Consider the following 13,580-nt stretch of genomic DNA (forward strand, 5'->3'; position numbering starts at 1 on the left):
CCACATTTCTTAAAACTTCGGCAACAGTTGGATCTTTCTTGGCAAGTTCTTTCAAGGCTTTTTCAAGTTTTTCTTCCCGGTCTTCCAGCTCTTTGTTCTTTCTTATCGCTGGAGCTAGAGCCGTCCGCCTGTCCCATATGACAAAGCCTATTAGAATAAAAATCCCGCTTATAACCACATACATTAGCCCCTGTAGCCCGTCTATTCTTTTGTCCAGCCCGTCTATTCTTTTATCCAGAGCGTCTATTCTCTTATCCAGAGCGTCTATCCTTTTTTCCAGAGCATCTATTCTCTGATTTACGGCCTTGAATCCTTCTTCCACCTTTGTTTCCAGCTTTATCAGCCTGTCCCTGTCTTCGAGGGTAAAAGGAACTTCTCCGGCGAAACAGAAGGAGGAAATGGCAAGCAAAGAAATTGTTAGGATTATACAGATTATTCCTTTTTCGAAAGCCGTTTTTCTATTCATAACCAACTCCTTTGTTTCTACAAAAGTCCCACATTTCTTAAAACTTCGGCAACAGTTGGATCTTTCTTGGCAAGTTCTTTCAAGGCTTTTTCAAGTTTTTCTTCCCGGTCTTCCAGTTCTTTGTTCTTTCTTATTGCTGGAGCGAGAGCCGTCCGCCTGTCCCATATGACAAAGCCTATTAGAATGAAAATCCCGCTTATAACCACATACATTAACCCCTGTAGCCCGTCTATTCTCTTGTCCAGAGCATCTATTCTTTTATCTAAAGCGTCTATCCTTTTTTCTAAAGCATCTATTCTCTGATTTACAGCTTTGAATCCTTCTTCCACTTTTGTTTCCAGCTTTATCAGCCTGTCTCTGTCTTCAAGTGTGAATGGAACTTCTCCGGCGAAACAAAAAGGGGAAAAGGCAAGCAAGGAAATTACCACGATTGTTTTAAAAGCCGTTTTTTTACTCATTACTGACTCCCTTGCTTTTACAAAAGTCCCGCATCTCTTAAAACTTCGGCTACAGTTGGATCCTTCTTGGCAATTTCTTTCAAAGCTCTTTCAATTTTTTCTTCCCGCTCTTCCAGTTCTTTGTTCTTTCTTATCGCTGGAGCTAGAGCCGTCCGCCTGTCCCATATAACGAAGCCTATTAAAATGAAAATTCCGCTTATAATCACATACATTAGCCCCTGTAGCCCGTCCATTCTCTTGTCCAGTCCGTCTATTCTTTTGTCCAGTCCGTCTATTCTTTTGTCTAGGGCGTCTATTCTTTTATCCAGATCATCTATCCTTTTTTCCAGAGTGTCCATCCTCTGATTTACAGCTTTGAATCCTTCTTCCACCTTTGTTTCCAGCTTTATCAGTCTGTCTCTGTCTTCAAGTGTAAAAGGAACTTCTTCGGCGAAACAAAAATTAAAAGTGGGAAAGGCGAAAATTAGCAGAATTACCAAAATTATTATCTTAAGGATCACCTTTCTGTTCATCGGTTAACCCCTCTGATTTTACGAAATCTTCGTATTTCCTGGCTATGTGATCCCTTTAGTTTTCAAAAACTTTTTGAGTTTTTCCGGTCTTGCAGCCTTTTCAGACTAATAATAACAGTGAAGTTGCTCGAAAACTATCCTTTATTTAGGATCTTTTCTGTCTCCTACCTGTTGATGACGTTGAAATAAGATTCATGGAATAGGGGCATGGCATGCCATGCCCCTGCAATGTGGTAAATGTGCTTCCCATTCAGAATATTACTTTTCACCTTTCCCAAAAATCTCAGCATACTGGCGAATTTGTTCCTCAAGATTCTGGTCATAACGAATGACAACAACTCTATAGCCCCGTGCGCGGAGTTGACGGCGAACTTCGTTATCATGGGCCTGTTGATGAGGATCATCGTGAACAGATCCGTCACAAAAAACGCAAACATTCGATTCGTAGAAGAAATCCACAATACACCTCGGCTCCTGAATCGATCTCTGAGCTTCGTTAGGAAGACGGTAACCGCCATGATAGAGCGTGTTCAGGAACTCCCTTTCCAGCTCTGACCGACTGTCGATGGATCCCAGAAGTAAACGGTAGTGTTCCTCACGCGTTCTGTCACCGTAGATAAGTTCTACAGAACAACCTGCAAGCCGGAGCAGAAAATCTTTGACCCGGTGGCGATCCAACAGATGAGCTTTAAGCTGATTGTAAAAACTCAGCAAGCACTCGTAGCAGGCACTGTGATCATCCATCGCAAGATCCTCTCCCGTTCCTGGATCAAAGTGAAGTAGCCTGAGCGACTCTCTTGCCACTTCGGAAAGAGCATTAGGCTCTTCCACCAGACGCCGTAAAACCCCGGCTCCACCCTCTGACGCTTCATAGAAAATCAGCGCACGTCCTTCGCCTTCTCCCACCGCATCTGCCACGAGTTCAGAATCCTCAAGCTGAAAAACCTGCTCAATGGCTCGCTCCAGTGCATACATCAAACTTGCCTCAAAAACAGGATCGTTTCTCAGCGAAGTATCAAGAATACGCATGCGCAAAAGATTTTGCGTATCCTGAACACACAGTTTAACACGCTGAATCGAAGAACTATTTCTTGAAAGATTATTCTCCTCAGCATCACCCTCGGAAACCAGTTCTCCTGTCTCAATATCAACAAGAAATCCTTCCGTGCGACGCGCTTTCCACCCTTCATTCACAATAAGAATAGTTGATGAAGGAGCATACTGAAGTTCCAGAAGATCCTGAAGATCCAGAAGAGACCGCGCCCGGGCTGGTACTACTCGAAAACCCTGTTCAGCCGGCGCAAAGCGATAAGCCATCTGAATTCGGTATCCCTGGCGAAGTCACTCCTCTTCGTTGCAGGTGATCCGTTCTCGACGGCGTAGAGCCACATTGGACATTTCCAGCAGAGAAACTACGGAAGAGTTAGAACCGTCGAAGCGGACACCACATACTGAGCATAGATCGTCCTCAACATCGGTAAAAGCCATGCAGTTCAGGCAGAGCTTTTTTTGCATACGCCGCTGTGCCAACCCTCCAGGTGGAGCCTGAAACCGCACCACTTCCCACTTGGACCCTTCATGATAAACGATATTTTGCGGACCGTATTCTCTGATTGCCAGAAAACGCGGACGGGCAATAAACTCACCCTGCTCTCGCCTCGGAACCCATGCTCTGACAGGCAAAGCCGGAAAGTTGTAACCCGCCAGAAACCCTTCACTGGCAAGATAGCGGTAAGGGTAAAAGTCTCCTTCTTCTCGTGCCACTTCCTGCTGCAGGAGCAGGTTGCGCTGCCGGATCGCTTCATCCTGCAGCCGCCGTCCTGATTCCTGAGCATCTTTACTTTTTTCCCGTATCAATTTCTGTGCCCTATCAAGCTGAGCAGTTGCCGCCTGATAGAGTTCACGCCACCTGTCAAAGGCTCGATCGAAAGTCTGAGGTGCTTCCTGCAAAACTCGCTCCAGCCACTGGTCTGAAAACCAGCACAATTGTTTCAGCATATCATAATCACAGGCAAGTATGCGTTTGATTCTAGCCCGTAGCTCTCCAAGCGCTTTGTCGTTCAAGCTGAGTTGCGGCTTTACGGTGTCTCTAAGCGGTAGAGTTTCGATCTGCTCAGTATCTATAACCTCATCCACTGACTGACGAAGCGGCAAATTCACCTGCGCCAGCCACTCAGCCTGCACATGGGCACGAATCAGCGCCTCATTGGTAAGATCGAGCCGGGGCGCCCGCACACTGCCTGCCACCATCTCTTCTCTGTGGCGGAAAAAATACTGATCATGGGGACTGTAGGCGCCGCAGTAGGCTATGATTAAACCGGGTTGCCCCTGTCTTCCTGCTCTACCACTTCGCTGAGCGTAATTGGCTGGCGTTGGCGGGATGTTTCTCAAATGCACGGCGTCCAGATCGGCTATATCAATGCCCAGTTCCATAGTGGGTGAGCAAACCAGATAGGGTAGCGGGGGATTTTCCTCACTCCGAAAGCGGCGCTCCCGTTTTTCTCTTTCGCCCGGCGTTACCACCTGCGCCGTATGTTCTCTTGCTTCCAGCGAAGCCAGTTCACGAGTAGCTTCCTGATAGAAGCGCTGGAAGTAAAGGTTGACCGCTGGATTTTGATCCGTTGAAGAGCGCGTCCAGACAAGATCCGGCGATGGTGGCTTCCCGTCTCCCAGACACCAGACAAGACAGCCAGCGTTCAGTTGAAAACAACGGTGATCTCTGAATGGCTCCAGTTTGTGCAAGAATCCCTGACTGACCAGCACATCAAGCAGTCCATCCAGCAGGGTTTCCACATCCCTGGAATCAATTTTCAGGGCCCGCTGCAGATAGCGCCCCAGAAGGGATCGCGCGGTGAGCTTGAAGGATGCACCACGGGGATAGCGCCTGTCTTTCCCGGGACGAAGCATCACAGCAGCCTGCCGCATAAAGGAATTGTCGGGATCCAGTCCCCAGAATTCGTTAAGGTATTGCTCTGACCGTCGCCGCAATTCTTTCTGGTGGTCGTCCTGGAGCGCCCGCGCTCTGATAGCCAGCCGCTTGCGGAAGTAGTCCAGCACAGCCTGCAGGATCTCGAAACGCTCTTCCTGTGAACGGCTGGACAATCCTGGAAGATATTTAAAAAGATCCTCACGCTCACACAGTTTAGAAAGCCCATCGTATTCGATCTTCAACAGCCCCACATCTTCAAGATTGGGTTGAACTACACGCCAGCCTCGCCTCAGGTCTTCATAAAGGCGGTATTCGGTCAGTTCTTCAAAGGTTTTCCAGATCCTTTCGGCTATTGCACTCTCAGGATCCAGATCAGGATTCTGGGCTATGTCCGAAAGATTAAGCCCCATGTGTCGAACCACTTCTCTGGCAATCGTGTCGAAACGAATCTTTTTATGCTCTTTTAATGCCTGATAGAGAGCCGCTCGCAGTGTGGCAACCTGCACAAAATCATTGAAATGACCTGCCTGAAGGGATGCGTCCTGACGGTTGTCTGTAAATGTGAGCAGTTTCGGACGCAGAGCTTCTGTTTGTCTGGCATATCAAAGAAGAGCCGTAGCCAGAACAGTAGTAGCAGATGATCGTCCTTCTGTAGAAAGGGTAGCCAGTTTTGAATACTCTCCCTCTCGCGCAGTATAGTGTTCGCCACAGCGCAAACAGAGCCAGAACTTTTCTTCCTGCCACCACATAGCCGTTGCCCCGTCAGTCTCTTCGGTGCTGAAGGTGCCATCTGGAAAAACCCAGACCTTCAGGGGCATACGGCTCTTCCAGGTTCCGGCAAGTCGTCCACTTCTGCTGTCATACCACGAATCTGGAATAATATCCTCCAAATCAGGCATATCCGGAAAAGCTGGCATAAGGTAGCCGGGAGTTCCCCCCTCGGGAAGATCCTCTGCATTTGGCAGAAGCGGGATGAAGCGATTTTCCACTCTGACCATGCAATAGTAATCCTGACCGCATATACGGCAAAATCGAAGGGGCGCCCAGAGGCTTTCACCTTCTCTGGATGAACGCTCTTCCAGGCTAAATCGGCGCTTTTCTGAAGGCTCAAGAGAGGCATAGACAGCCCTTCCCTGGCTGACAAACTGATGGAGTTTGAAAGGGAAGATCGGCTGATGTCCATCCTTAGACGAAAGACTTAGAGCCTGCAGTAGCACCTGACGCAGTTTTTCACTGCATTCCTTTTCATCTCGCCCGGTTAGGGAAGAAAGTTCTCGCGAAGCATCAGAAAGCGTGCGTGGCACTCGACGGCGCAACTTCCCGTCCGCATCTGTTTGAACACCCAGAGCATATTCCATCCAGCGCACCAGTGGATGGCGTCGGAACGATTCCAGTTTCTCTGGTAAAGGAATGTCCATACCATTCCGGATTTCATCCACGGAAGGCGGGCCACCTTCCGTGATGGGCTCCAGAGTCTCTTCGATAATCCCGTCCGGTCCTATGGAATGCCCGAAGAAAAGGGATGCAAATTCGGCTACTGCCCGTCGGCGATCGTCGGGCGTGGCATCTCGGTGAGCGACCATGGTGGCGCTAGTGCCGATGTGGATCACGGGCTGGCGGTTCATGCGTGCCTTCAGCCGCCGCACTAACATGGCTACATCTGCTCCCTGACGACCTCGATAGGTGTGAAGTTCATCGAAGACTAAAAAGAGAGGCGATGCACCTTCACGAAGAAGTGCTCGATCTTCGGGCCTGACCATCATCAGTTCAGCCATCATGTAATTGGTCATTAGAATATGGGGAGGATCTTTCTGGATCGCTCGGCGCTCTTCTTCCGGTGTTTCGCCCGTGTAGCGAGCGAAACGAACAGGAAAGTCCTTACCGGTTCGCTGTGTGTAGCCCTGTGCTATCTGATGTAATGTAGCCAGTTGAGAGTTTGCCAGTGCGTTCATGGGATAGACGATAATCGCCACGGGACGCTGTATTTCAGGGGATCGAATAATTCTGTCTATGATGGGGATGATATAGCAGAAACTCTTGCCCGATCCTGTGCCCGATGTGACCACGAAGCTTTCACCACGGGCGGCTTTTTTAATCGCCTCAACCTGATGCTGGTAAAGCTGGATGGGATTGTCATCTTTTGTGCAAAAGATACTGACTGTCTCTGGATGGAGGATTCCTTCTTCAGACAGTTCTTTTACATTTGAAGCTCGTTTGTAAGCTGGAGAAAGTTGCACCAGAGGCTCAGGCCATAGTTGTTCTTCCTCCAGCAGTGCATGTTCAACAAATTCCCGCACTCTGTCGTCGGCAATCTGAATAAACGAATGGACGAAGTCACGATAGTCGTTGATGATGCGGGAGTGAAGTTCAAAAATAGTCTCGCTCATTGCTTTCCCCCCATCAATTGTTCCCATGCTTCCAGTATCAGCCGCCGTGTCCTATATTCGCCGTAGAGACGAATTTCTTTTTCTCTGAGCACCCGGAAGGTTTCACTTTATTATTTTTCTTCTCTTGCCATAGTCTCATTTAACTCCGTAAAGGGAACCCTAAAAAGTTTATCAGTTCTTTTCTAAGCTTTGGACCGATTTTATATGCTTCTTGAATTATGTTCTCTATCTCAATAAATGCTTCTTTGTTCCTTCCTTTCGAGTAAACTAGGCTTTTTGCAAGCGTGTCTAGTTTATCTTTTTCTTCAAGTAAACTTATGGGGATAAAAATACGGTTAAGTACAAACTGGTCTAGATGCATAGTTCGTTGTGCAAATCCAAAGGTAACCCGATGAGCAAACCAATTTACGAGGTTAGAAGATAGGAGACCTACTATAGCTTCAGGAGAGAGTATTCCTGTGGGACATTTTACTATATTCACAGTATCTAAACAAATTACACCATCATAATCCACGGCGCCGATAATTTTTATATGGTGGGTCGGGCGCGAAACATAGGCTACGATGTTTTGAAATACTGCTTTGGGAGCTTTGAATAAAGCTAGGTTATCTATTTGTTGTGATGTTAAAAAGCCAGAGAAAGATTTTATTGCAAAGGGAGAAATATCTTTTCCACCAATAACAGGAAAAACTCCGTCATTATTAATGAATTTCTGGAAATTCCCTCCTCTGTAAGTTACAAGTATTTTGCCAAGGGAAATCCACTCGTTGGGAGATTTTTGAATACTTTGCAAAATTTCCATTAAGCTGGATTCTGGATTTATGAACCAAACGTCAAATGTATCCAATATTTCTTTGCGCACATAAGTGGACTTATGTTGCATAAGGTAAAGCCTTTTAGTCTTTACTTCTTCGGTTGGTGTGTCTTTTTTTACAACAACGAGAACTTGTTCTAACAGAACATTTCTCCACGCCTGTCCACAGTCAGTTAATTCTTCTAAATAGGAGGATAAAACAGATCTAATTTTACTCCATCTGGTAAAGTATGTTATTGACTTTGGGGTAACAAGACCTATTATTCCACCAACTTTTATTAGTTGCTTGGCTCTAAGCCAAAAGAGAATTGCAGTATTTATTGAGCCGGAATCTTCGTAGATGGTTTTCATAAATTTTTGAGAGGCGTGACCTAATTTGGCATTAAATGGTGAATTTCCTATCACTACGTCAAATCCGTTTTGTGCAAATACTTCCGGAAATTCCAGAGGCCAGTGAAAGAATCGGTTTTCGTGAGAAAGTGTCACGGCATGAGCGACCGCCTGAGGATGGGCGGTTCCGGATTCTATGTAACGGCGGAGCGTATCAGTGGTTATGAGTGCATCCCTAGGGATTTTATCATTTTTAGGCTGGAAAAAGGCGGCAGTCCAGAGATCGCAGGCTGTGCGGGCCTGGTCAGACTTCTTCTGAAGTTCATCGTAGAGCTTTTTCTTCCGACGGATGGCTTCGGGCGAGTCATCGGAGATACTGTCGAGAGCCAGAGCATCGGCGACAAGGTTCTGGATTGTGGTGATCGGGTTGCAGGCAGCAAGGATTTTAAGTTGTCCTGTTCGCTCCTCGCGGTTTTCTCGCTTGAGAATAGTTGCGAGCTGTTTGTCGTCACCGGAGACTGCGTTAAAAGCTTCATCCGGGATGCCCTGTTCGAGCACCTTGAGGTCAAAGACTCCCACCAGAGAGTCACCGCAACGGATACGGTGATCAAGGAAGGAGAGGGGTTTTCCCGATGTGTGAGACTCGATCCAGAGGGCAAGGCGGCAGAGTTCAACAGCCAGGGGGTTTTTGTCCACGCCGTAAATGCAGTGAGCCACCACATCGCGGATAGCCTCACGGACTCGTTCAGGCGCAGGTTCGTCTTCCCCGGTGCGGATACGAGCCAGTTCTCTGCCCAGCCGCCGGGCTGCAGCCAGAAGAAAATGACCTGAACCGCAGGCAGGATCTATAACTTTGATGGAAAGTAATGCCTGTTCTGCACACAGAAAATACCGAATATTGAAAGAGGTTTGCTGCCATTCTTTGCTTAAAGCAGATTGCGGTAATCCTTTAGCGATTTCACGGGCAAACGTTTCCTGAATTTTTTCTGGAACTTTTTGCCATTCACGGTTTGCCATTTCCCTGGCTTTTTCCAGCCGTTTTTCGATTACCGGCTCCAGTGCGCTTTTGATAAGTTCTGCCACCAGTTCTGCCGGGGTGTAGTAGGAACCGGTGGATTTGCGCTCAGAGCCGGATGCGAATTCAAACCTGGGAAAGGAACCGGATGTATCAATCAGCGGGTGGTAATCGAGGAGACTTTCGTAAACCGAGCCCAGTTCTTCTACATCAAGGGCTGCATAATTCACCCGTCGGGGTGAGCTGGAATGGTTTTCCCGATAATTCACCAGAGACCGCAGGGATTTGAGAAGATCCCGGTTGGTGATAAGGCAGGAGTCGAGAAAAAGAGGCTCAAACAGCTCGCCGTTCAGAACAGGAAGATCCAGAAGAGTTGCCAGAGGCTTACCGCCGATTTGCTGCACCGGTGTGTCGTCTGAAAGAAGTTTCCAGAGCACCCGCAGAGAATGCCAGATGTCGTCGTGTTCGGTATAGGCTGCTCGAAGATCTACTAAGCGGCGAAGACGGCTGACACTGTAATGTTCCACGTAGATGGGATTCTGGCTTATGAGTCCTCGATCTTCGGAGACCAGCATAAACAGAAAGCGATAGACCAGCCTTAAAAGCTGGCGGTAAAGTTCCTCGGGGGAAAGTCGTTGATTGTCATTTACATCGGCTCGAATTCGGGTTCGCAGTTCGTCGTTTTTCGGGTGAGATAGAAATCCATTAGCCATTCTCTTGATACATTCTTCTACACCGTCTCGCAGCAGGTCTCGCACCCGACCTCCCTGTTCCACCGAGTGGCGGTAGTATTGCTCAAGCAAGCACTGATGGACATCGGTTCCGCTTCTGGGGAGGCGAGAACGATGGAGCAGCCGGTAAAGGACGGCAAAGTCCTGAAAGAGATGTTGCTCGAAAATGGCTTCAAGATCGAATTCCACATAACACTGCCGGCGGATGTAGGTGCTGTCACGCAAAAGTCGAATGATTTTGCCGTTGGTGACAAGACCCCACAGGGCTTCCGTCCGGTTTAGAAATTCCTGAACAAGGGAATGAGGCGACAGACGGGGTCTTCCGCCTGGCGAAAGTCTCCCGAGTTCCTGTTTTATCCCTACGATGTGAACGGGTGGCTCATCTTCCTTTTCGCCTGCTCTGTGGGAAATGGGGAAGGTAAGATTACCGACCGTGTATTGCTGGCGGTTGTAGTGCAGTTCGTAACCGAGAAGACTGAGTAAGGGAATCATCCAGGAGTCACGAGTAACCGTTGTTCCCGTGTCCGACTCGGGAAGTCGGCCAAGACGGCGGTTAAAAACCCGCCACAGTTCCTGAGCATCGGTAAAGGCGGCGGCTATCTCATCGGTAAGACTTCTGCGACCGTCGAGTCCAAAGTCCTGGGGCTTTTGCCCGGGAAGTTATCCAGCCAGAAGCTGGTCCAGCAGGTCGGGGGCAAACAACCCTCCTTCAATACGGACGGCAGGAAAGTTTTTCGTGTTCATGGCTTCACCATCGGTTGCAGTATAAGGATTCCCAGTAAATCCGGCGGGAACTGGGGTTCAACTTTCAATTCTCGCACCCGAAGGGATACCGCCTTTCGGATGCGCTTATGTCTTTCTTCCAGATCCCTCGCTCGTTGTATAATCTTTTGTCTGATTGTTTTCTGAACGGCACTTCCGTTTTCCCATTCGCTGGCCGTGCCGTGCCATACACCGATCTCATCAAGAACGGCTTCGACAAGTTCCCGCTTTTCACCCGGAGGAATGTTCCCTTCAGGTCTGGCTTCTGAAAGAAGGCGGAGCGCTTCTTCGTCGCTGAGCCATTCATAATCGAGCTGTCCCGCTGGGCGGTAGCCAAGAACAAGCACTTCTTCGGAAATAAGCGGTGTCTGATGTGGTATCTCCATAAGGTAGCGCACTCTTAGAAGTAGCAGAGTCGTAAGAATATCAATCTTCCGTGTTCGTAAAACACCGCATCGGGATGCTACAGCATCTTTACCTCTGGAGATGGCTTCCTCCAGGATGTAACGTGCCAGAGCTGAAACAAACCGGTGGTTGCGGCCTATGTATTCCGCACCCTTCGGTGTTGGAGAAGAAAAGCTTATGAACCAATTTCCGCTTTTTACTTGAGGCAGTTCAGCCCGCACGGCGTCAGGCAATGTGGCTGTGGCTTCAGGAGATACATTTACGCAGTATGTTCCGGGATTATGAGCGTCAGGGCGGATCTGCAGGTTAAGCCGCTGAGCCGCATTGAGAACGAACTCCCGCACTGCATCGGGATCGCCGAGAACTGCATCAGTAGCTTCCAGTTCTCGTTTGACTTCTTCAGGCTTGATTGCCCGTTGAGCAAAACGAGTGCGGTTTGTTCGCTCGCGCTCGGCGTCGAGATCCCAGCGGCGATGGAACTCCTGGAGTTCTTTTTCCAGTCTGGGGTTAATATCCAGAATGCTCAACTGCCGAAACTGTTTATTAACCTGTTCCTGGCGCCGCAAAAAAAGCGAATTCAGCACTGCCTGTATGACCGTTTCGCTTTCTTCTGGCACGGGAACATATGTGCCCAGAGCGCGATGTATTTCCCGGGCTTTGTTGAGAAGCACTTCGATTACGGCACCATCTACGGGGTTGTCCTTTCCGTAAAAACGCACTGCCTTTACCTGCGGGGCTATCTGCCCGTAGCGGTCAACACGACCTTCGCGCTGCTCAAGGCGATTGGGATTCCAGGGCAGGTCGTAGTGCAGAACGGCTGTGAACTTCTTCTGCAGGTTGACGCCTTCCGAAAGGCAGTCAGTGGCTACCAGCACTCGCGGACGGTTGGAATCAATTTCTTTGATCTTCATTTGTCTCTCTTCATCGCCGATACGACCGGTGATAGTGGTGACCTGCACACGTTTATCCAGAGCCCGTCGAAGACCTTCTGCCAGATATTCGGCTGTTGCCACATATCGGCACCAGACGATAGGATGGAACCCTTCCTTGAGAAGTTCTTTGATGACCTCCACGCAGCGGACAAGTTTGGTGTCCTGTGAAGAGTGAAGAAGGTCGCTGGCTATACGCAATAGTTCACGTAATTTGCCTCGGTCACTGTTGGAGAGAGTCTCCTCTGTTTTTTCGATGGGCGGGGTAGGGTTTTCATCGTCGGTTAGATCTTCTGATGCCTCGAAGACCAGGGGACTGAAATCGGTTTCATCTTCATCTATGTCGCTCGGTTCAGCAGCTCCTCTCTTTTTCTCCAGTGCAGCTATGGCTGCTGCGGGACTGGACATAACGCAACGCAGCAGAGCCAGAGCTCCCCAGTAACGCACCAGGCGTTTTCGTTCCTCCAGCTTTTCGCCTGTGCGGATGATCTCGGAGCAAAAATCGTATGTTTGGTTGAAGAGCTTTCGGTAGTCCTCTGATAATTTGTATGTCTCGTCCACACTCAGGCGTTCTGGAAAGCAATGTTCTCCTTCCCAATCGCTTATAATGTCTTTGCGAGTCCGCTGAACGAAGTGGCGGGCGAGTTCAATCCGCTGGGATTCGCCAAGTTTTCCTATGTTCCAATCCTGAAACTCAGGATGCAGAATCCCCAGAAGTGATCGAAAGGCTGCTTCGATTCCGCTGTGAGGAGTGGCGGTAAGCAGTATCAGGTGCCGCTTTTGGTCTTTCGCAATTTCCCTTAGTAACTGATGCCGCTGTTGCTGACTTCTGTTTCGTTCACTTGCTTCGGCGGCGGTGTGAGCTTCGTCAACGATTACCAGTTCGGGACAGAACTGAAGAAACTGGTGTTTGTTTCGGTCGCTTTTGACCCAGTCTATGCTTATGACCTGGATGGGGTAGTGCTCATAAATACTTTTTTCTGCCGGCTTATGTCGTTCCAGGTGGCTGATTGTGCTGGAACGGATGACAACAGCTTCCAGATTGAATTTTTCGCGAAGTTCTTTTTCCCACTGGTCACACAGGTAGGGAGGGCAAAGAATTGCCAGTCGGCGCACTTCTCCTCGATCAATGAGTTCTCGAACTACCAGTAATGCTTCGATGGTCTTTCCAACTCCAACATCGTCGGCGATGAAGAGGCGCACCGGGTCGAGGCGCAGAGCCATCAATAGCGGGACGAACTGGTATGTGCGAGGACGTATGGAAATTCTTCCTAAGGAACGAATGGGGGCGGCACCGTCTCGCAGGGTCAACCGGGCAGCCTGCCACAGGAGATAGGCGCTGGCGGCATCTGAAATGTCATCCAACGTGGGCGGAGGAAAATATGAAGGCTGGATGCGCTCCTCGGGCAGGGCATACTGGATGATCGTTGTTAAAAATCTGTGGACGGCGATTACCTCGTCTGTTACGCCTGTGAGGGGTCGCAGGCGGTAAAGGTTTTCGTCTTCACTGGGGAGGAGAATCCAGTCACGACCTCTAAATTTTACGATGTTTCCGGGTTGCATTTAATAACCTCAAAAATGTGAGTTGCTCGACAAAGAAGATTTAAACACCCCTTACTTTTACACTACCTTTCTGATCCGGTAGTGTTTCGACCAGTTTACGATTATTGCTGGTTGCTTGCAAGCTTCTGATGAAGGTGTTCGAAAACTTCCCTTATCGAATGGCAAGGGAACATAAACCGTGTAAAACTAATGCAGGGACTAATGTAGGGGCGCACGGCCGTGCGCCCCTACTGCACAACCGCCGAATTTACGCCACTTCGCCTTGATCACGAGAGCTTC

8 protein-coding genes are annotated in these 13,580 nt (G+C 48.9%); all 8 read right to left on the bottom strand.

Annotated features, from left to right (window positions below; all coding sequences use genetic code 11):
• Nucleotides 1-466, bottom strand: a 466-nt coding sequence (locus tag WHS38_01745) for a hypothetical protein (protein ID MEJ5299691.1), incomplete at its 3' end; no start/stop codon positions are given.
• 17 nt (nucleotides 467-483) lie between these two features.
• On the bottom strand, nucleotides 484-924 hold the full coding sequence (locus WHS38_01750) for a hypothetical protein (GenBank protein ID MEJ5299692.1): 441 nt from the start codon (nucleotides 922-924) through the stop codon (nucleotides 484-486).
• A gap of 17 nt (nucleotides 925-941) precedes the next feature.
• Entirely contained in the window at nucleotides 942-1,436 is a 495-nt protein-coding gene (locus WHS38_01755) for a hypothetical protein (protein ID MEJ5299693.1), read from the bottom strand.
• 258 nt (nucleotides 1,437-1,694) lie between these two features.
• Nucleotides 1,695-2,753, bottom strand: coding sequence for a Zn-binding domain-containing protein (locus tag WHS38_01760; protein ID MEJ5299694.1), 1,059 nt, complete (start codon nucleotides 2,751-2,753; stop codon nucleotides 1,695-1,697).
• A 24-nt stretch (nucleotides 2,754-2,777) separates the two neighbouring features.
• Nucleotides 2,778-4,871, bottom strand: a complete 2,094-nt coding sequence (locus WHS38_01765; GenBank protein MEJ5299695.1) for a helicase-related protein — start codon at nucleotides 4,869-4,871, stop codon at nucleotides 2,778-2,780.
• A 96-nt stretch (nucleotides 4,872-4,967) separates the two neighbouring features.
• Nucleotides 4,968-6,752: a DEAD/DEAH box helicase gene (locus WHS38_01770; protein ID MEJ5299696.1), complete on the bottom strand. Its 1,785-nt coding sequence runs from the start codon at nucleotides 6,750-6,752 to the stop codon at nucleotides 4,968-4,970.
• Nucleotides 6,753-6,891: 139 nt separating this feature from the next.
• On the bottom strand, nucleotides 6,892-10,134 hold the full coding sequence (locus WHS38_01775) for an N-6 DNA methylase (GenBank protein MEJ5299697.1): 3,243 nt from the start codon (nucleotides 10,132-10,134) through the stop codon (nucleotides 6,892-6,894).
• A 248-nt stretch (nucleotides 10,135-10,382) separates the two neighbouring features.
• Nucleotides 10,383-13,301, bottom strand: a complete 2,919-nt coding sequence (locus WHS38_01780) for a helicase-related protein (GenBank protein MEJ5299698.1) — start codon at nucleotides 13,299-13,301, stop codon at nucleotides 10,383-10,385.
• Nucleotides 13,302-13,580 lie beyond the last annotated feature (279 nt).

The sequence above is a fragment of the Thermodesulforhabdaceae bacterium genome (genome assembly GCA_037482015.1).
GTDB lineage: Bacteria > Desulfobacterota > Syntrophobacteria > Syntrophobacterales > Thermodesulforhabdaceae > JAOACS01.